Origin of the sequence: Streptomyces shenzhenensis, from assembly GCF_021462265.1 — a bacterium.
Lineage (GTDB): Bacteria > Actinomycetota > Actinomycetes > Streptomycetales > Streptomycetaceae > Streptomyces > Streptomyces shenzhenensis.
Genome location: NZ_JAJONF010000036.1, coordinates 21,571 through 41,391, shown reverse-complemented (window position 1 = coordinate 41,391; position 19,821 = coordinate 21,571). Strand labels below are relative to the sequence as shown.

At 72.7% G+C, this 19,821-nt stretch carries 14 protein-coding genes; 3 read left to right on the top strand and 11 right to left on the bottom strand.

The annotated features are described in order from the left end of the window. Window positions 1-9: 9 nt before the first annotated feature. From LQ326_RS34140 to LQ326_RS34120, 5 genes are all read right to left on the bottom strand, one after another. Window positions 10-231, bottom strand: coding sequence for a hypothetical protein (locus LQ326_RS34140; RefSeq protein WP_234542946.1), 222 nt, complete (start codon window positions 229-231; stop codon window positions 10-12). Window positions 232-364: 133 nt separating this feature from the next. Next, the gene (locus LQ326_RS34135; protein WP_234542945.1) at window positions 365-691 is read right to left on the bottom strand and encodes a putative WhiB-interacting protein; all 327 of its coding nucleotides are present in this window, start codon (window positions 689-691) and stop codon (window positions 365-367) included. Next, window positions 688-1,056, bottom strand: coding sequence for a WhiB family transcriptional regulator (locus tag LQ326_RS34130; RefSeq protein WP_010984500.1), 369 nt, complete (start codon window positions 1,054-1,056; stop codon window positions 688-690). Before LQ326_RS34130 ends, LQ326_RS34135 begins: the two co-directional genes overlap by 4 nt. 174 nt (window positions 1,057-1,230) lie before the next feature. Further along, entirely contained in the window at window positions 1,231-1,548 is a 318-nt protein-coding gene (locus tag LQ326_RS34125) for a hypothetical protein (RefSeq protein WP_234542944.1), read from the bottom strand. 164 nt (window positions 1,549-1,712) lie between these two features. Beyond that, window positions 1,713-3,908: an ATP-dependent DNA helicase UvrD2 gene (locus LQ326_RS34120; protein ID WP_234542943.1), complete on the bottom strand. Its 2,196-nt coding sequence runs from the start codon at window positions 3,906-3,908 to the stop codon at window positions 1,713-1,715. Between the two features lie 177 nt (window positions 3,909-4,085). Between LQ326_RS34120 and LQ326_RS34115 the strand changes: the two genes are divergently transcribed. Continuing rightward, window positions 4,086-4,328 carry a mycoredoxin gene (locus tag LQ326_RS34115; protein ID WP_234542942.1) on the top strand — a complete coding sequence of 81 codons (243 nt, stop codon included), beginning with the start codon at window positions 4,086-4,088 and terminating at the stop codon, window positions 4,326-4,328. 61 nt (window positions 4,329-4,389) lie between these two features. Here the strand turns inward: LQ326_RS34115 and LQ326_RS34110 are convergent, their stop codons facing one another. The 6 genes from LQ326_RS34110 to LQ326_RS34085 form a co-directional block, all read right to left on the bottom strand. Then, a complete protein-coding gene (locus LQ326_RS34110; RefSeq protein WP_234542941.1) occupies window positions 4,390-5,013 on the bottom strand; it encodes a class I SAM-dependent methyltransferase in 624 nt (207 codons plus the stop codon). Between the two features lie 10 nt (window positions 5,014-5,023). Further along, window positions 5,024-5,968, bottom strand: coding sequence for an NAD(+) diphosphatase (gene nudC, locus LQ326_RS34105; RefSeq protein WP_234542940.1), 945 nt, complete (start codon window positions 5,966-5,968; stop codon window positions 5,024-5,026). 155 nt (window positions 5,969-6,123) lie between these two features. After that, a complete protein-coding gene (locus LQ326_RS34100; RefSeq protein WP_234542939.1) occupies window positions 6,124-7,527 on the bottom strand; it encodes a dipeptidase in 1,404 nt (467 codons plus the stop codon). A gap of 10 nt (window positions 7,528-7,537) precedes the next feature. Further along, a complete protein-coding gene (locus LQ326_RS34095) occupies window positions 7,538-11,059 on the bottom strand; it encodes an ATP-dependent helicase (RefSeq protein WP_234542938.1) in 3,522 nt (1,173 codons plus the stop codon). An 82-nt stretch (window positions 11,060-11,141) separates the two neighbouring features. After that, entirely contained in the window at window positions 11,142-14,507 is a 3,366-nt protein-coding gene (locus LQ326_RS34090) for an ATP-dependent helicase (RefSeq protein WP_234542937.1), read from the bottom strand. A 266-nt stretch (window positions 14,508-14,773) separates the two neighbouring features. After that, on the bottom strand, window positions 14,774-15,160 hold the full coding sequence (locus LQ326_RS34085; protein WP_234542936.1) for an MGMT family protein: 387 nt from the start codon (window positions 15,158-15,160) through the stop codon (window positions 14,774-14,776). A 161-nt stretch (window positions 15,161-15,321) separates the two neighbouring features. On the opposite strand from LQ326_RS34085, the gene LQ326_RS34080 reads away from it, so the two are divergent. Continuing rightward, the gene (locus LQ326_RS34080; RefSeq protein ID WP_234542935.1) at window positions 15,322-18,105 is read left to right on the top strand and encodes a lysylphosphatidylglycerol synthase domain-containing protein; all 2,784 of its coding nucleotides are present in this window, start codon (window positions 15,322-15,324) and stop codon (window positions 18,103-18,105) included. 63 nt (window positions 18,106-18,168) lie between these two features. After that, the gene (locus tag LQ326_RS34075; protein WP_234542934.1) at window positions 18,169-19,710 is read left to right on the top strand and encodes an alpha/beta hydrolase; all 1,542 of its coding nucleotides are present in this window, start codon (window positions 18,169-18,171) and stop codon (window positions 19,708-19,710) included. The last annotated feature ends 111 nt before the right edge of the window (window positions 19,711-19,821 follow it).

The following is a 19,821-nucleotide window of genomic DNA, read 5'->3' as shown; positions in this document are numbered from 1 at the left end:
GGACGGTGTTCACCACCAGGACGAGTCGAGCCTGCCCTCGATCGCTCTGAGGTTGTCCCTGGAGCAGGTGTCGCAGAAGAACTGGCGGACGCCGCTCTCCACGGAGCAGGTCCAGGTGACAGGCGGGGGGCCGTCGGCCACGCGGGCCGGGGCGCCGCAGCGGGCGCACACGAGCGGGTGGGGCTCCATGGCGGAGCCGCCGTGATCACTGCCTCCGGGAAGACTCGTCACCTGGTGACGATAACTCCGCGGCGCGAATCCAAGGGGACAACGCACCGCGGGGGCCGGTCCGTTCGGCCGGACCGGCCCCCGCAGGGAAGTCTTCGCCCCCAGGTCGGGAGGCCACCGCTTCAGGTGTACTGGGTCACTGCATCACGGCCATGGCGAGCGCACGGCGGGCGCGCATCGAGGCGCGCTCGGCCCGGCGCTGCATCCGGCGAGCGGTCGCCAGGCGCACGGCCCGGCGTTCCCGCTCGGCCTCGTGCAGTCGGTCGTGCATATGCGCACGAGCCAGGGCTTCTGGGATGAGTTGCATCTCTCGGGTCCTGTTCTGACGCGAGCCGGTGGCGGTACCGGCGGTGGTGAAGTCTGGGATCGCGGAGCCTGCGGGCTCGCTGGTGGACGGCTTCATCGGGGCCTGCTTCTTGGGGTCGTGCGTGAGAGGGCGGTCGATCGTTCCGTGGATGTTCATGCCGTGACCGGGTTCTTGCGCGGGCGGCCACGCGGCCGCTTGCGGGCGACGACGACACCCTGGACGAACAGCTCGCCACCCCAGACGCCCCAGGGCTCGCGCCGCTCCTTGGCCCCGGCGAGGCAGGCCTCGATCAGCGGGCAGGTGCGGCAGAGGGACTTGGCGTACTCGACGTCCGCCGGCGACTCGGCGAAGAAGACCTCCGGGTCGTAGGAACGGCAGGGGACGGGTACGCCGAGGTTCTCGATGGCGTCGTCGAGCGCGGTGAGCGCGGTGAGCGGGATCAAGGTGGAGTCCTCCGTGAGGCCGGGCGGGGGGATCGTTTCGGAAGGCGGTACGGACGGGGCGTGCGCTTCGAGTTGCACGGCTGTTCTTCCTCGTCTGGTCGTGCCGGTCGGGTTGGACCGGTTGGCGGCTGGTACCGGGTTCTGCTCTTGCCCCGAGGCCCCTTCGCCCGTCCGTCCCTGTGATGGGGACAAACAGAAGGGCCGCGGATCCCGGGTGGGGTTCCGCGGCCCTGAAGGCGCCGGCCTGATCGATCAGGCTGGATCACTCCAGGGTTCTGGCCCACGGAAGGCCCACATCAGGTGGTGCTGCGTCGTCTGCTTCCGGCTTGCGGCACCGGCTGCCGTAAAGGCATAGGCCTGCGCCTGTGCCGCTACTGCTTCCAGTGCCTTGGTCGGTCGCTCGTCACGCTCACGGGCGGGAAGACCCGCGAGAGAAACGGAGGACGCCGGACGCACGGCAGGAATGCCGGACAGACCGGTGCCCAGGTTGGAGACGCCGAGCATGCACACGGAGACGGCCGAGAGATCGGTCACTTTGGCCGCGCTGATGTTGGTCTCGATGCTGATCACTGGGCTCGCCTCCTCTCGGCGTCTGGGGGACCGGTGTTGAGCCGATCCGCTCGGATATGCAAGTACAACACGGAACCGGGCCTTCGAGAAGGCCGCCGCTTCCGTGCCTAGAACCTATGGGGATTGCCGGGGCATGCGCAAACTATTTTTTCGACGAGTTGGCATCAGTCCCCCGCGTCCTCGCCGACGGGCTCCTGGCCCGCGCATATGGCCAGAACATCGGCCCCGTAGCGGTTGAGCTTGCGCATCCCGACACCCGGGATGCGGGCCAGCTCGCGATCGTCGTCCGGAGCGCTCTCGGCGATGGCCATCAGCGTCCTGTCGGTGAAGACGCAGAAGGCCGGCTGGCCGCTGAGCCGAGCCTGGTCCGCACGCCACTCACGCAACCGCTCGTAGAGGCCCTCGTCCATGTCGGACGGGCAGTCGTCGCAGCGCATCAGTTTCATCTCGCCGGCGTCGGTCAGCGTGCGTCCGCAGACCCGGCAGCGGGCGGGGGTGCGCTGGGTGCGCCGGGGTGCGGCTGCGGGGCCGCCGGTGAAGCCGCGTTCGACGCCTCCGCCGCCGACGCCGCCACCACGGCCGACGGTGCCGGTGGAGCCGGGGCGCAGACCGTCCAGGAAGCGGCTGGGCCTGCGGCCGGGTCTGCCGCCGGGGGTGCGGGAGAGGGACCAGGAGACATGGAGCCGTTCCCTGGCCCGGGTCACTCCGACGTAGAGAAGACGGCGTTCCTCCTCGATCTGTTCGTCGGTCTTCGCATAGGTGATCGGCATCATGCCCTCGGCGACGCCGACCAGGAAGACGACGTCCCACTCCAGGCCCTTCGCCGAGTGCAGGGAGGCGAGGGTGACGCCCTGGACGGTCGGGGCGTGCTGGGCGCCCGCGCGCTCGTCGAGTTCGGCGACGAAGTCGGAGAGGGTGGCGGCGGGCCGGGCGGCGGCGACGTCGTGGGCCAGGTTGACCAGGGCGGCCAGCGACTCCCAGCGCTCCCGGACCGCGCCCGAGCCGGCCGGGGGCTGGGTGGTCCAGCCCTCTCCGGAGAGGACCGCGCGCACCTGGGAGGGCAGGTCGACGGTGTCGTCGAGCAGCGCGTCGTTGCCGCCGAAGCGGGCCGCGGCGCGCAGGGCGACGCCCGCCTTGCGCACCTCGGGCCGGTCGAAGAACCGCTCGGCACCGCGCAGCTGGTAGGGCACCCCGGCATCCGCGAGGGCCTGTTCGTACGTCTCGGACTGGGCGTTGGTGCGGAACAGCACGGCGATCTCGGCGGCCGGCACCCCGGCGTCGACGAGCTCCCGGATACGGCGGGCCGCGCCCTCGGCCTCGGCGGGCTCGTCGGTGTACTCGGTGTACACGGGCTCGGGTCCGGCGGGGCGCTGGGAGATCAGCTCCAGGCGGTGGTCGGCGGCTCGGCCACGGGCCTGGGCCAGCAGGCCGTTGGCCAGGTGGACGACCTGGGGGGTGGAGCGGTAGTCACGGACCAGCTTGACGACAGTGGCCCCGGGGTGACGTGTGCGGAAGTCGAGCAGATGGTCGGGGGTTGCTCCGGTGAACGAGTAGATCGTCTGGCTGGCGTCGCCGACGACACACAGGCTGTCGCGGTCGCCGAGCCACAGTTCCAGCAGCCGCTGCTGGAGCGGGCTGACGTCCTGGTACTCGTCGACGACGAAGTGCTGGTACTGGGCGCGAACCTGCTCGGCGATGTCGTGCCGGTCCTGGAGGATGCCGACGGTCAGCAGCAGGACGTCCTCGAAGTCGATCACCGCACGGTCGCGCTTGAGGTCCTCGTAGACCGAGTAGAGCTGGGCGATCTCGGCGGGGTCGCGGGGGGCCTCCCGGCCGGCCTTCACGACGGCGAGCGGATAGTCGGCGGGGACGGTCCGGGTGACCTTGGACCATTCGATCTCGGCGGTGACGTCCCGCAGCTCACCCCGGTCGAGGCGGATACGGCAGGCGACGGCCGCGTCGGCGACGAGCTGGATCTTGCGGTCGATCAGCCGGGGCAGGGAGCCACCGACCGCTTTCGGCCAGAAGAACTGGAGCTGGCGCAGCGCGGCCGAGTGGAACGTACGGGCCTGCACTCCCTGGGCGCCGAGCTGGCGCAGCCGGCCGCGCATCTCCCCGGCGGCGCGGTTGGTGAAGGTGACGGCGAGCACGCTGGACGGCTGGAGGATGCCGGCCCGCACTCCGTAGGCGATCCGGTGGGTGATCGCCCGGGTCTTGCCGGTACCGGCTCCGGCCAGCACGCACACGGGACCGTGCAGCGCGGTCGCCACCGCGCGCTGCTCGGGGTCGAGCCCTTCGAGCACCGCGTCGGCAGAGTCCGGTACCGGCGGGAAGAGGGAGGAGTGCGTTGCTGCTGTCACATGGCCATGCTGCCAGGTCGCCCGAGACGGCCGTGCCGGTTGTCCACAGGCGATCCCGCGCAGTCGTACTGATGCGGCAGGTGCCGCCTGGCGCCCGTGCCCCGGGAATGGCGGACGGGTCGCGTACGTTCCTCCCCTGGACGACCTTCCCCGACCTGCCGAAGGAGTGCGAGCGAGATGCAGGGCACTGTGACGATGTACAGCACCACGTGGTGCGGCTACTGCCGCCGGCTCAAGAGCCAGCTGGACCGCGAAGGCATCGCGTACACCGAGATCAACATCGAGCAGGACCCGGAGTCGGCCGCGTTCGTGGAGAAGGCGAATGGCGGAAACCAGACGGTGCCCACGGTGCTCTTCGCTGACGGCTCGACGCTGACGAACCCGTCGCTGGCCCAGGTGAAGCAGAAGGTCAGCGCGTAGGTTCCCCGGCGTTTCCCAGGCTCCCCGGCGTTTCCCGGCACAGGGCGGTCCCTGATCCAGATCAGGGACCGCCTTCGCGCGTTCCGCCCGGCTTGTCCCACACCAGCGTGTAACGCCACAGCAGCCTGCGCCGGTACCGGCGGCCGGGGAGCAGGTGCGCGGTGGACTGCCGGACCTCTCGCCAGGTCATGATCGGGTCTTCGACGGGCATGTCGGCCGGGGCCCGCTTGCCGCCGAACCGGCGCGCGTTCAGCCGGCCGGCGGGGACCCCGCAGCCGCTGATGACCCAGTCAAGCAGGGTGTGGTCGCGTGCCAGGCCGACGACGACCAGCCGGCCGCCGGGCGCGAGCAGCCGCACCAGCCGGTCGATCGCGTCGTCGAAGGGGGCGTGGTGGATGACGGCGACCGCGCTGACGAAGTCGTAACCTCCCTCGTCCAGGAGGGCGCCGTCGAGATAGTCACCCTCCAGGAAGGTGACGTTCCCGGCGTCCCGTTTGCGCGCCTGCCTGATCATCTCCGCCGACCGGTCCACACCGGTCACCGACTCCGCCCTGGCCGCGAGCTCGGCGGCCAGCAGGCCGTCGCCGCAGCCGACGTCCAGGGCGGCGCGGCAGCCTTCCGGTACCGCGTCCAGCACCACGGGGTGGTAGTGGACGTTGTGGTTCCAGTACTCCTGTGCGGTCACGACGGCCGTCTCAGACGAAGCTCCTCGTCGGCAGCGGTTTGCCGTACCACATCTCGATCAGGCGGGCCGCGATGGAGATGCCGTACGGCGGCAGGACGTCGCCGGAGTCGAAGGCGGCGCCGAGTTCGTCGCGGGAGAACCAGCGGGCCTCGTGGATCTCGTCACCGTCCACGTTGATCTCGGTCGAGGTCGCGCGGGCCATGAAGCCGAGCATGAGGCTGGACGGGAACGGCCAGGGCTGGCTGGCGACGTACTCGACCGGGCCGACCGTGACCCCGGCCTCCTCGAAGACCTCGCGGCGCACCGCCTGCTCGATGGACTCGCCGGGCTCCACGAAACCGGCGAGCGTGGAGAAGCGGCCCTCGGGCCAGTGGACCTGGCGGCCGAGCAGGATGCGGTCGTCCTCGTCGGTGACGGCCATGATCACTGCCGGGTCGGTGCGCGGGTAGTGCTCGGCGCCGCAGGCGGGACAGCGGCGGATGTGGCCGGCGGCGGCGATGACCGTGCGCTCGCCGCACCGGGAGCAGAAGCGGTGGGTGCGCTGCCAGTTCTCCAGGCCGACCGCGTGCACCATCAGGCTCGTGTCCCGGGGTGACAGCAGCAGTCCGGCCTCGCGCAGACCGGCCGGGCGCGCGGACTGGTCGATGCGGCCGGGCAGGGCGTCCTTCTGGAGGGCGAAGTAACTGACGCCGTCCTCGTCGGTGCCCAGGAAGTAGCGGTGTGCCTCGGTGAGGGGGGCCTCGAAGGAGGGCGTCATGACGAGTTCGGTGCGGCCGTCGGGCGTCTCGTCGATGAGGACCTGGCCGCCGGAGACCACGAAACAGCGGGTGTCGGGGTGGCTCCACGCCGCCGCGAGCCAGGCCTCGTCGAGCCGGTGGTGGGCGGCTCGGTCGATGCCGCTCGGGGCGGTGAGCGAGATGGGTCGATCGGCGGTGTGGTCGGTCCAGGTGGTCACGGGTGCTTCCAACTCCCCCAGTGCAACGGATGTTTCAGCGGGCGGTTCAGCGGGACGAAGGGCGGGAGGGGACCGGGTCGGGCGGCGGCGGGGCAGGCGGGGCGGTCCTTCCAGTGTGCCCCGCCCGCGGTGCCGTCGCGGACGGCGTCGGTGTCTCAGGTGGCATGGCGCCAGTTCTCGGCGAGGTCGCCCCACAGGTAGGCGCTGGTCTCGACGCCCTTGAGGAGAAGGTCCAGCTCGACCTTCTCGTTCGGGGCGTGCCAGCCGTCGGAGGGGACGGAGATGCCCAGGAAGAGGACGGGCGCGCCGAGGACGTCCTGCAGGTCCGCGGCGGGTCCCGAGCCACCCGAACGGGTGAACCGGACCGGTCCTTCGAAGGCCCGGCCCATGGCGCGGGCCAGGGACTGGAGGCCGGGATGGTCGAGCGGGGTCAGGCACGGGCGCGTGGCCGGAAGGAAGGTGATCTCGGCGCGGATCCCGGCGGGGATCCGTTCGGTGGCCCAGGCGCGGACGATCTTCTCGATGTGGTCGGGTTCCTGCCCGGCCACCAGCCGGAACGACAGCTTCAGCAGCGCCGAGGACGGGATGATCGTCTTGCTGCCGGGGCCTTGGTAGCCGCCGCCGATCCCGTTGACCTCGGCGGTGGGGCGGGCCCAGACGCGCTCCAGCGTGGTGTGCCCCGCCTCGCCCTCGGTGGCGTAGGAATGCGCCTCGCGCAGCCAGCCCTCCTCGTCGAACGGCAACTCGGCCCACAACCGCCGCTCGCGCTCGCTGAGTTCCACGACGCCCTCGTAGAAGCCGGGGATCGCCACGCGCGCGTGCTCGTCGTGCAGGGCGGCGACCAGGCGGGCCGCGACGGTGGCCGGGTTGGGGACGGCGCCGCCGAAGGCACCGGAGTGGATGTCCTGGTCGGGGCCGTGCAGAACGATCTGGCACTCGGCGAGCCCGCGCATGCCGGTGCACACCGTGGGGGTGTCCTCGGACCACATTCCGGTGTCGGAGACGATCACCACGTCGGCGGCGAGCCGCTCGGCCCGCCGCTCGACGAGCGCCCGGAAGTTCGGCGAGCCGGATTCCTCCTCGCCCTCGATCAGCAGCTTCAGGGTGACGGCGGGTGCGGTGCGGCCGGTGGCGGCGAGATGGGCTCGGACGCCGAGTGTGTGGAAGAACACCTGGCCCTTGTCGTCGGCAGCCCCGCGCGCGTAGAGGCGGTCTCCCCGGACGACGGGCTCGAAGGGCTCGCTGTCCCAGCCGTCCTCGCGGGCGGCGGGCTGCACGTCGTGATGGCCGTAGACCAGGACCGTGGGGGCCTCGGGGTCGCCCGCGGGCCACTCGGCGAAGACGGCCGGGGCGCCGGGTGTCTCCCAGACCTCGACCGTCGGGAAGCCGGTCTCCGTCAGCTTGGCGGCGAGCCAGTCGGCACTGCGGCGTACATCGGGGGCGTGGTCGGGCTGGGCCGACACGGAGGGGATGCGCAGCCATTCGGCGAGGTCGTCGAGGAAGGCGGCGCGGTACTGCTCGATGTACGTACGGACAGCGCTGTCCGGGGTCTGGCTCATGGTCACGAGCCTATCGGCCCGGACCGACATCCTCGGCGGGCGATTCGTCACACTCAGTTTGTCCGACCATCAGCCTTTCCAGGGCGGCTCGGTCGGGGAGGTCCTCCGGTCGTTCGACCTCACCGGTGCGCACGTACACGAACGTGGCGGTGACCGACTCGGGCGGCACACCCTGCTGCTCGGCCCACCCGATCCGGTAGATCGCCAGCTGGAGCGGGTCGGCGGGGCGCACGCGGCTCGTCTTCCAGTCGACGATCTCGTACGTCGCCCCGTCGCCGCGGTCCGTCCGGTAGACGGCGTCGATACGGCCCCTGACGACCCGGCCCGCGAGGGTGAGCTGGAAGGGGGCCTCGACGCGGTACGGCGTTCGCCGCGCGTACTCGGTGCGCTCGAAGGCCTCCTTGAGGGCTTCGAGGTCGCGTTCGTCCGCGATCTCCGCGTCGCCGCCGGGCAGTTCGTCGGGCTCCAGCATGGGCAGCGTGAGCTCTTCGAAGCGTGCCTCGACCCAGGCGTGGAAGCGGGTGCCCCGGCGCGCGGCCGGTTGCGGAGCGCGTGGCATGGGGCGCGCGAGTTCCTGTGCGAGCCCGTCCGGGTCCTCGGCGAGCCGCATCAGCTGGGTCGCGGACAGCGTGGCCGGCAGGGGGACGTCGGTGACGTTCTGGCGGGCGCGCAGCAGCTCGCCGGTGAGCGCGTCGAGGTCGCGGTCCCAGGAGGCGACGACGCGAGCTTCCTCGGGGCTGAGGGGGCTGTGGCTGAGGGGGGTGCGGGGGCCGAGCGGAGCACGGTCCTGAGCCGGCGTGCGCCGGGGGGTGCGCTCGGCGGGCGTGACCTGGTGCGGGACGGTGGGGCGGTCGGTGCTCCAGGGGTCGGGGCGGTCGGTGCTCCAGGAGTCCCAGTCGGCGGAGTCCGCGTCCGGGAAGTCGTCCCCGTAGGGGTCGGGTTCGTCCTCCTCGGGCGGCGGGGGCCAGTCCGGGTCCTCCACGGCGGTGGCCGGGTCGTGGTCCGCGGGAGTGCCCGAGCCGGTTCCGGCCGTGAGGGCGTCCAGGTGGGCGAGGACGGTCGCGGCGGCCGCGCGGCGGCGGTCCAGGGCGGCCGCGTCCAGGGGCAGCGGCCACACCTGGTCGGCGCTCGCCGTGTGCAGGGCCGGGTTCTCCTCGTCCGCCTCCGGTTCGTCGGCCCAGGCCTCGATCTCGCCGTGTCCGGCGGCGCAGTGGTCGTACAGGGCCCGGAGGAAGTCGGAGGGGCCGCGCGGCTTCTTCTGGCTGGGGCCCCACCAGTGGCCGGAGCCGAGGAGCAGGGTCCGGGGGCGGGTGAACGTGACGTAGCCGAGGCGGAGTTCCTCGGTGTGCTGGTGGTCCTTCATGGCCTCGTGGAAGGCCCTCATGCCCCGCGAGTCCCAGGCCTCGACGTCGGGCAGGGTGGCGGTGTCGCCGCGCAGGGCGTGCGGGAGCACCTTGGCCTGGGCGGTCCACTTCTCGCGCCCCTGGCTGCTCGGGAAGGTGCCCTTGACCAGCCCGGGGACGGCGACGACGTCCCACTCCAGGCCCTTGGACTTGTGCGCGGTGAGCACCTTGACGGTGTTCTCGCCGCCGGGCAGGGCGTTGTCCAGGCCCTTCTCGTACTGGGCGGCGGTACGCAGGAAGCCGAGGAAGGCCAGCAGGCTCGCCTCCTGGTCACCAGCCGCGAAGGAGGCGGCGACGTCCAGGAAGTTGGAGAGCGTCTCGCGGCGGCGGGCTGCCAGCGCGTGCGGGGACGCGGACAGCTCCACCTCCAGGCCGGTGACCGCGAGGACGCGGTGCAGGACGTCCATCAGCGGGTCGGACAGGGAGCGGCGCAGCTCACGCAGTTCGGTGGCGAGGCGGGCGAAGCGCACGCGCGCGTCCGGCGAGAACGGCAGCCCGTCGTCCTGCCGGTCGCTGTCGAACGGCAGCTCCAGGAACGTGTCCAGGGCGTCCGCGAGGGATATCACCTCGGCGGGGTCGACCCCTTCGACGGCCTCGGCGAGCCTGCGGTCCGGATCGTCGGCGTCGCCCACGCGCGCGTGCGTCACCAGCAGCCGGGCGCGGCGGCCGAGGAGGGCGAGGTCACGGGGGCCGATGCGCCAGCGCGGGCCGGTCAGCAGCCGGACCAGGGACGCGTTGGCGCCCGGGTCCTGAAGCACCTCGCAGACGGCGACGAGGTCGGCGACCTCGGGCAGGTGCAGCAGCCCGGAGAGGCCGACGACCTCGACGGGGATGTCACGGGCGACGAGGGCGCCCTGGATCTCCGCGAAGTCGGTCGCCGTACGGCACAGGACCGCGATCTCGCCGGGCGCCGTGCCGGTGCGGACGAGGTGGGCGAGCGAGTCGGCGATCCAGTCCATCTCCTCGCCGTGGGTACGCAGCAGGGCGCAGCGGACCGTGCCGTCCCGCTCGGCGCCCGGGGCCGGGCGCAGGGCCTGCACGCCCGCGTGCATGGCCCGCAGCGGCTCGGCGAGGTCGTTGGCGAGGTCGAGGAGGCGACCGCCGCTGCGGCGGTTCTCGCTGAGCGCCTGGCGGGTGGCGGGGCGCCCGTCGGCGTGCGCGAAGTGTTCGGGGAAGTCGTCGAGGTTGGCGACCGAGGCGCCGCGCCAGCCGTAGATGGCCTGGCAGGGGTCGCCGACCGCGGTCACGGGGTGGCCGGTGCCGGCGCCGAACAGGCCTGCGAGCAGCACGCGTTGCGCGACCGAGGTGTCCTGGTACTCGTCGAGGAGTACGACCCGGAACTCGTCGCGCAGCAGCCGGCCCACCTCGGCGACGCCGGCCAGGGACGCGGACAGCGCGATCTGGTCGCCGAAGTCGAGCAGGTCCCGCTCCCGTTTGGCGGCCCGGTAGCGGACGACGAGCTCGGCCAGTTCACGGCGCGCCGCGGCGGTCTCGGGGACCTTGCGCAGGTCGGCGTTGCCGAGCTTCACCCCTGCCAGGGTGTTCAGCAGGCCGGCGTCCCAGGCCCGCAGCTCCTCGGGGCGCACCAGGTGTTCGGCGAGCTCGGAGTCGAGGGCGAGCAGGTCGCTGACCAGGTCGGCGAAGGAGCGGGTGAGGGCCGGGTAGGGACCGGGGGCCTCGCGCAGCACCCGCGCGGCGAGCTGGTAGCGGGTGGCGTCGGCGAGCAGCCGGGAGGTCGGCTCCAGGCCGATGCGCAGGCCGTGGTCGGTCAGCAGCCGGCCCGCGAAGGCGTGGTACGTGGAGATGACCGGCTCGCCGGGCGGATTGTCCGGGTCGATGGTGTCCGGGTCGGTGACGCCGGCCCTGACGAGTGCCTTGCGGACGCGCTCGGCGAGTTCACCGGCCGCCTTGTTGGTGAAGGTCAGGCCGAGGACCTGCTCCGGGGCCACCTGCCCGGTGCCGACCAGCCAGACCACGCGGGCCGCCATCACCGTCGTCTTGCCCGATCCGGCCCCGGCCACGATCACCTGCGGGGCGGGCGGCGCGGTGATGCAGGCCGTCTGCTCCGGGGTGAACGGGATACCGAGGAGCTCTTTGAGCTGATCGGGGTCGGTGAGACGGGCGAGCATGAGACAAGAGGCTAGCGGCGGGCACTGACAATCGATGCACACAGCACAAACCGGTGCCACAGCACGACCGATGCCGCGGCGCTCACTCCACCACGTGCCGCCCCTCCGGTCGCGCGCTGCACGACGCGCGGAAGGCGCAGTGGGTGCAGTGCTGGCCGGTGGTCGGCCCGAACCGCTCGTCGAGGACCTTGCCGGCGGCGGTGGCCAGCAGATCTCCGACCCACTCTCCCTCCAGCGGCTCCTGCGCCTGCACCTTGGGCAGGGTCTCACCGCCGTCGCGCTGGGCGGCGCCCTGTCTGAGGTGGACCAGTTCGGCGCCGCCGGGCTCGGGCCGGACGCCGTCGAAGGCCTCGTCGACGGCCCCCTCGCGGACCGCGAGCTGGTAGACGGCGAGCTGCGGATGGCGGGCCACCTCGGCCGCGCTGGGCGCCTGTTTCCCGGTCTTGAAGTCGACGACGTACGCGCGGCCCTCGCCGTCCGCCTCCACCCGGTCCATCTGGCCGCGGATGCGCACCTCGTAGTCGCCCGCTCCGAGGGTGACGTCGAAGTCCTGCTCGCTGGCCACCGGGGTGCGTGCGGTGCGGTCCAGGACATGCCACTTCAGGAAGCGTTCGAGCGCCACGCGCGCGTTGTCCTTCTCCTGCGCCGACTTCCAGGGCGCGTCGAAGGCGAGCGCGTTCCACACGGAGTCCAGGCGCTCCATGAGGACGGCGAGGTCGGCGGGGGTGCGCCCGGAGGCGACCTCGTCGGCGAGGACGTGCACGACGTTTCCGAAGCCCTGGGCGGTGGTGGCGGGTGCGTCGGCCTTCACCTCGCGGCCCAGGAACCACTGCAGGCTGCAGGTGTTGGCGAGCTGGTCGAGGGCACTGCCGGAGAGCACCACGGGCTGGTCGCGGTCGCGCAGCGGCACCTTGCTCTCGGTCGGTTCGAACATGCCCCACCACCGGTAGGGGTGGGCGGACGGCACCAGGGGACGGCCGTCCTCGTCGGCGAGCGCCGCCAGCCGGGCCAGGCGGCGGGCGGCGGCCTCCCGCAGGGCGTCGGACGCGCGCGGGTCGACGGTGGTCGCGCGCAGCTCGGCGACCAGGGCGGCCACGGCGAGCGGGCGGCGGGGCCGGCCGGAGACGTCCTGGGGTTCGACGCCGAGTTCGCTGAGGAACCGCGAGGGCTGGTCGCCGTCGTCCGCGGGGGCCTTCACGGCGGTGACGACCAGGCGTTCACGCGCGCGCGTGGCGGCGACGTAGAACAGGCGGCGTTCCTCGGCGAGGAGCGCGCCCGGGGTGAGCGGCTCGGCGAGTCCGTCGCGGCCGATGCGGTCGGCCTCCAGGAGCGAACCGCGGCGGCGCAGGTCCGGCCACAGCCCTTCCTGGACGCCGGCCACGACGACCAGCCGCCACTCCAGGCCCTTGGCGCGGTGCGCGGTCATCAGACGTACGGCGTCGGGGCGTACCGCGCGGCCGGCGAGGGTGTCCGCGGCGATGTCCTCGGCCTCGATCTCCGCGAGGAAGTTCAGCGCGCCCCGGCCGCCGCTGCGCTCCTCCGCGCGGGCGGCGGTGGCGAACAGGGCGCACACGGCGTCCAGGTCACGGTCGGCGTTGCGGCCGGCCGCGCCGCCGCGGCGGGCGGCGCGCTCCAGGCGTGAGGGCCAGGGTGTGCCGTTCCACAGGACCCACAGCGCCTCCTCGGCCGTACCGCCGCCCGTCAGGCGCTCCCGGGCCCGGCTGAGCAGCGCGCCGAGCCGCTGCGCCCCGCGCGCGTACCCGGGGTCGTGCACGGCCAGGCGCTCGGGCTCGGCGAGCGCCCGCGCGAGCAGTTCGTCCGAGGGCGGCGGGAACGCGTTGCCGCCCGTCCGCTCCTCGTCGCGCAGGGCACGGCCCAGGCGCCGCAGGTCGGCCGCGTCCATGCCGGCGAGGGGGGAGGTGAGCAGGGTGAGCGCGGTCTCGGTGTCGAGCCAGCAGGGGGCCGCCTCGCCGGGGATTTCCGCGGCGGACTCCGTGAGGCCTCCCGCGAGGCCTTCCGTGGGGCTCGCCACAGTGGCTTCCGCCTGGGATGCCGCCTCGGCCGTGGCCACCGCCCGCAGTGCCGTCAGCAGGGGCGCGACCGCCGGTTCGTGGCGCAGCGGCAGGTCGTCGCCGTCGATGTCCAGGGGCACGCCGGCCGCGGTGAGGGCGCGGCGCACCGTCGGGATGGTGCGGGACCCGGCGCGCACCAGGACGGCCATGTCGCTCCAGCTGACGCCGTCCTCCAGGTGCGCCCGGCGCAGGATGTCGGCGACGTTGTCCAGCTCGGTGCCGGGCGTCGGGTACGTGTAGACCTCGACGCGGCCGTCGTCCCGCGCGGCGGTCAGCTCGCGGTGCGCGCGCACCTTGTCGGCGGGCAGCCGGGTCAGCGGCATCCGCTGGGTCAGCAGCCGGGTCGCGGCCAGCAGGCCGACCCCGGAGCGGCGGGACGTACGCAGCACCCGCACCGGGGCGGGACGGCCGTCCACGCGCGCGAAGGCCGACGGGAAGTCCAGGATGCCGTTCACGTCGGCGCCCCGGAACGTGTAGATCGACTGGTCCGGGTCGCCGAACGCGACCAGGGTGCGGCCGCCGCCGGCCAGGGCGTGCAGCAGGCGCACCTGGGCCGGGTCGGTGTCCTGGTACTCGTCGACGTACACCGCGTCGTAACGCCCCGCGAGATCCAGGGCGACCTCGGGACGGTGGGCGAGGAGCACCGCGCGGTGGACGAGTTCGGCGTAGTCGAGAACACCCTGGAGGTCGAGGACGTCGAGGTACTCGGCGAGGAAGGCGGCCGCGGCCCGCCAGTCGGGGCGCCCGATCCGGCGGGCGAAGGCGTCCAGGGCGGCCGGGTCCAGGCCCAGTTCACGGCTGCGGGCCAGGACCGCGCGGACCTCGTCGGCGAAGCCCCGGGTGGTCAGGCAGGCGCGCAGTTCGTCGGGCCAGCGCACATGGTTCAGTCCGAGCCGCTCCAGGTCGGGCTGACCGGCCAGCAGCTCGCGGACGGCCACGTCCTGCTCGGGGCCGGACAGCAGCCGCAGCGGATCCACGAACAGACCGCTGTCCTGGTGGGCCCGGACCAGGGCGTAGCAGTACGAGTGGAAGGTGGTCGCCCGGGGCGCGCGGGCCGCGCCCACCCGCAGGGCCATGCGGTCGCGCAGCTCGACGGCGGCCTTGCGGCTGAACGTCAGCACCAGGATCCGCTCGGGGTCCCCGCCGCGGGCGATCCGCGCGGCCACGGACTCCACCAGGGTGGTGGTCTTCCCGGTGCCGGGACCAGCCAGGACGAGCAGCGGGCCGGACCCGTGGTCAACCACGGCGCGCTGTGCGGCGTCCAGTCGAGGGGGATCCACGTCGGCCGGCGGGGTACGGACCAGTCGGTAAGCGCCACGGTTCCCCTGCCGCACCTGGGGGTGCGGCAGGCGTCTGGTGGAGGAAGAGGAGCTCACGTGGTTCGCCGGTCCTGGTGGGTGTGCTGGTCGGTTCGCGGTCGCGCGTGCGCGGGGGTGGCCGCGGGGTGAGCGGGACACGCGCAGCCGACGCTACGCCGACGAACCGCACGGAAGCAGAGCTTCCGCTTCTTCCCGTCCGCCCCGGGCGGCACTCGCGGCACACGCGCCGCACATCTCACGAACGTACGTCATGCCACGGACGTCCCGGGTGTCCCTCGTACGGGCCACAGGCTCCCCCCGAGGGCCCGCGATGGCGGAAGCTGTCAGGTGTGAGCCCCCGCGTCCGCGCCGCCGTCCCACCGCGCCCGCTTCATGTCGAGCCGCGGCAGATGGCCCTCCGCGGCCCTGCCCGCCTCCTTCAGCGGGGTGCCCTCGGCCCGGTAGCGGTCCAGTGCGCCCAGCTCGTGCCCCGGGAGGAGCACCCCGTCGGCGCGCACCACCCGCCACCACGGGGCGGCACCGCCGTACAGGGACATCACCCGTCCGACCTGGCGCGGCCCTCCCTCCTCCAGCCACTCCGCGACGTCGCCGTACGTCATCACACGCCCGGGCGGGATCAGGTCGGCGACCTCCAGGACCCGCTCGGCGTACTCGGGCAGCTCGTCCGGGGATCCCTCTCGGGTGTCCTCGGGAAAGCTCTGCTCGCTCATTCGCCCCATCCTGCCGCACCCCACCGACAACCGGCGCGGTCCGCGGCAGGCCGCCGCCTCGCCCTCTCGCGGCGCTTGGGGCAGACTGTGCGACCCCGCATCTGCACCCTGATGCCCTCGGGTGTCGGTGGGGCATGCCACCATCGTGCGGGCGGTGACTGGTGATACGAGATCAAGAAGAGACGGCCGAGCAGCAGGGTGTGCCCTCCGAGGGCGGGGCGAGCACCTCTGACGCCGCCGCACGCCCGAACGCGGCGGAACCCGGTACCGCAAAGCCCGAAGCCGCACAGTCGGACCTCGTGAAGCCCGGCTCCGCGCACCAGGCTCCCGACGCAGACCCCGACGCCGCCGAGGCGGAACACGTGCCCGACGAGACGCACACCGACGAGGTGGAGGGCGACGAACCGCTGCTCCCCGCGCGCGTGCACCGCCCCTCCGACCTCATGCGGCTCCTGGTCGGCGTGCTCGCCATCGCCGTGCTGCTCGGCATCTCGGCGGTCGCACACGGCACCACCTCCGGTCTCGAACAGGACATCAACAAGGGCACCGGTCAGGCCCCCGACCTGCTGATCAGGTTCGCGGGACTGGCCTCCAGCATCGCGATCCTGCTGGTCCCCGTCGCGTTCGCGATCGAGCGGCTGATCAAACGGGACGGGCTGCGCATCGCCGACGGCGTGCTCGCGGCCGTCCTAGCGCACGGCGTGACGCTCGCCACCGACCTGTGGGTGGCCAGGGCCGCCCCGGGCTCGATCCGGGAGGCTCTCACCCAGCCCTCCCCAGGTGACGTCCACGCCTTCACCGACCCGGTGCACGGCTATCTCGCGCCCGTCATCGCCTACATGACGGCCGTCGGCATGTCCCGGCGGCCGAGATGGCGGTCCGTGCTGTGGATCGTGCTGCTGCTCGACGCGTTCTCCATGCTGGTCACGGGCTACACCACACCGTTCTCGATCATCCTCACGGTGCTGATCGGCTGGACCGTCGCCTACGGCACGCTGTACGCGGTCGGCTCCCCCAACGTGCGTCCCACCGGACGGACCCTGCTGGCGGGCCTCAGGCACGTCGGATTCCACCCGGTCGGCGCGGCCCGCGAGGAGGCACTGGACACCGAGAACGGTGACCGGGGCCGACGCTACTTCGTCACCCTGGAGGACGGCCCGCCGCTGGACGTCACGGTCGTCGACCGGGAACAGCAGGCACAGGGCTTCTTCTACCGCGCGTGGCGCAACCTGACCCTGCGCGGCTTCGCCACCCGCTCCAGCCTGCAGTCCCTGCGCCAGGCCCTGGAGCAGGAGGCCCTGCTGGCGTACGCGGCGATCGCGGCCGGCGCCAACGCGCCCAAGCTGATCGCCACCTCCGAGCTGGGCCCCGACGCCGTGATGCTCGTCTACGAGCACACCGGCGGCCGTACCCTCGACTCGCTGGCCGACGAGGAGATCACCGACGAACTGCTGCGCAACACCTGGCACCAGGTGCAGGCGTTGCAGTCGCGCCGGATCGCGCACCGCAGGCTCGCGGGTGACGCCATCCTGGTGGATCGTTCCGGCACGGTGATCCTCACCGACCTGCGCGGCGGCGAGATCGCGGCCGGTGAACTGCTGCTGCGCATGGACGTCGCCCAGCTCGTCACCACGCTCGGGCTGCGGGTGGGCGCCGAGCGGGCGGTGGCCTCGGCGGTCGGTGTCCTCGGCCCCGACGCCGTCGCCGACTGTCTGCCGATGCTCCAGCCGATCGCGCTGACGCGCTCCACGCGCGCGACGCTGCGAAGACTCGCCAGGGAGCGTGCCCAACGCGAGCGGGACGCGGTCCTGGAGGCGTCCCGGCAGGCCAAGCAGGCCCGCGCGCAGGAGGCCGGGAAGCCCGACAAGAAGACGGTGCGCGCCGAGCAGCGGGCCGAGAAGCGGGCCCTGGACGACGCCCTGGAAGAGGCCCGCGAGGAGGACCTGCTCACCCAGATCCGGCACCAGGTGCTGAGGATCAGACCGCAGGCACCCGTCGAGCCGGCCCGTCTGGAGCGGGTGCGGCCGCGCACGCTGATCAGCGTCATCGCCGGCGCCATCGGCGGCTACTACCTGCTGACCCAGCTCACCCACATCGAGTTCGGCCCCCTGGTCGCGAACGCCCAGTGGGGCTGGGTGGTCGCCGCCGTGCTGTTCTCGGCGCTCAGCTACGTCGCCGCCGCGATGTCCCTGCTCGGGTTCGTGCCGGAGCGGGTGCCGTTCCCGCGGACCGTGGCGGCACAGGTCGCCGGCTCCTTCGTGAAGATCGTGGCGCCCGCCGCCGTCGGCGGTGTCGCCCTCAACACCCGCTTCCTGCAGCGCGCAGGCGTGCGTCCCGGGCTCGCGGTGGCCAGCGTGGGCGCCTCACAGCTGTTCTCGCTCGGCTGTCACATCCTGATGCTGCTGTCCTTCGGCTATCTGACCGGCACCGAGAAGACCCCGTCGCTGTCGCCGTCCCGCACGGTCATCGCGGGCCTGCTGACCGTCGCGGTGCTGGTCCTCGTGGTGACCTCGGTGCCGTTCCTGCGGAAGTTCGTCAGCACGCGCGTGCGGTCGCTCTTCGCGGGTGTCGTACCGCGCATGCTGGACGTGCTGCAGCGGCCGCAGAAGCTCGTCACCGGCATCGGCGGCATGCTGCTGCTGACCGCCTGCTTCGTGATGTGCCTGGACGCCTCCATCCGCGCGTTCGGCGACCAGTCGACCTCGCTGAGCATCGCCAGCGTCGCCGTCGTCTTCCTCGCCGGCAACGCGCTCGGCTCCGCGGCGCCGACCCCGGGCGGCGTCGGCGCGGTCGAGGCGACCCTGACCGTCGGTCTGATCGCCGTCGGCCTCCCCAAGGAGGTCGCCGCGCCCGCCGTCCTGCTGTACCGGCTGCTGACCCTGTGGCTGCCGGTCCTGCCGGGCTGGCTGGCCTTCAACCACCTCTCCCGCAAGGGCGCGCTCTAGGGGGGGTACCTCGGACGGCTCGCGCCCCGCGCGCGTGGCCGTGCACGACCCCAGGATGGGAGCATGCCGAACCCCTTCCGGATCCGCGTCGCCGCCCTGACCGCCGCCCTGGCGCTGTGCTCCTTGCCGACCGGGTGCGGCGACGACTCCAAGGGCGGGGATCTGACGGCGCAGGAGCTGGACTGGAAGAGCTGCCCGGCGCCGGACGCGGCCGAGGGCGGCGGCGACGCGCCGTCACCGCTGCCCGGCGGCGGCCCCTGGGAGTGCGCCACCATGAAGGCCCCCCTGGACTGGTCGAAGCCGACGGGCGCCACCATCGGCCTCGCCCTGATCCGGGCCAGGGCCAGCGGCGACGCGAGCGAACGGATCGGTTCCCTGATCTTCAACTTCGGCGGCCCCGGCGGCAGCGGGGTCACCACGCTCCCCGCGTTCGGCGCGGACTACGCGGCCCTGCGCACCCGCTACGACCTCGTCAGCTTCGACCCGCGCGGAGTCGGCCGCAGCGACCCCGTCGAGTGCGAGGACGACGCCCAGCTCGACAACTACTTCCAGCAGGACGCCACGCCCGACACCAGCGCCGAACGCACCCAGCTGATCAACCGCACCAAGCAGTTCAACGCCGCCTGCGAGAAGAACTCCCGGACGGTCCTTCCGCACGTGCCCACCACCGACGCCGCCCGCGACATGGACCTGATGCGTCAGGTCCTCGGCGACCGGCAACTGCACTACTTCGGCATCTCCTACGGCACCGAACTCGGCGGCGTCTACGCCCACCTGTTCCCGAAGAACGTGGGCCGGGCCGTCTTCGACGCCGTCGTCGACCCCACCCAGGACCCGGAGCAGAGTTCGCTCGGACAGGCCAAGGGGTTCCAGCTCGCGCTCGACAACTTCGCCGAGGACTGCACGTCGAAGAAGGCGGAGTGCCCGATCGGCGACACCCCGCAGGACGTGAAGGACCGTATCGCCAGGCTCCTCGCGGACCTCGACAGGAAACCGATCCCCGGCATCGTCCCCCGATGGCTCACCCAGACCGCCGCCACCAACGGCATCGCCCAGTCCCTCTACTCCAAGGATTTCTGGGAGTACCTCACCGAGGGGCTCGAAGAGGCGTACGACGGCGACGGGAAGATCCTGATGCTGTTGTCCGACGCGATGAACGGCCGCAGCCAGAACGGCGAGTACAGCAACATCACGGCGGCGAACATCGCCATCAACTGCGCCGACCAGAAGCCGCGGTACACCGCCGACTACATCCAGCGGAAAGTGCCCGAGTTCCGCGCCGCCTCCCCGCTGTTCGGCGACTTCCTCGCCTGGGGCATGGCCAGCTGCACGAACTGGGCGGTGCCGGGCGCCGCCGACCATCCCGACGTCAGCGCGCCCGGGTCGGCGCCGATCCTGGTCGTGGGGAACACCGGGGATCCGGCCACGCCGTACGAGGGCGCGAAGAAAATGGTGGACGCGCTCGGGAAGGGCGTCGGGGTCGAGCTGACGTACAAGGGACAGGGCCACGGGGCGTACGACAGCAAGAACAAGTGCGTGCAGGGTGCCGTGAACGGCTATCTGCTGGAGGGGACGGTGCCGAAGGCGGGAACGGTCTGTACGTAGGCGTCCGCGGCTGGTCGCGCGCACGCGGCGGACTCCCCTGCCGAGCACAGCCCCAACCCCGCTCGGGGTGCTGTAGAACCGCAGGTCAGAAGGTTATCCACAGGCTCCCGC

Bases quoted from the DNA above. Each gene is read 5' to 3' on its own strand.
- LQ326_RS34135 (WP_234542945.1), bottom strand. From the start codon at position 691: ATGAACATCCACGGAACGATCGACCGCCCTCTCACGCACGACCCCAAG.
- LQ326_RS34115 (WP_234542942.1), top strand. From the start codon at position 4,086: ATGCAGGGCACTGTGACGATGTACAGCACCACGTGGTGCGGCTACTGC.
- LQ326_RS34100 (WP_234542939.1), bottom strand. From the start codon at position 7,527: ATGAGCCAGACCCCGGACAGCGCTGTCCGTACGTACATCGAGCAGTAC.
- LQ326_RS34095 (WP_234542938.1), bottom strand. From the start codon at position 11,059: ATGCTCGCCCGTCTCACCGACCCCGATCAGCTCAAAGAGCTCCTCGGT.
- LQ326_RS34085 (WP_234542936.1), bottom strand. From the start codon at position 15,160: ATGAGCGAGCAGAGCTTTCCCGAGGACACCCGAGAGGGATCCCCGGAC.
- LQ326_RS34075 (WP_234542934.1), top strand. From the start codon at position 18,169: ATGCCGAACCCCTTCCGGATCCGCGTCGCCGCCCTGACCGCCGCCCTG.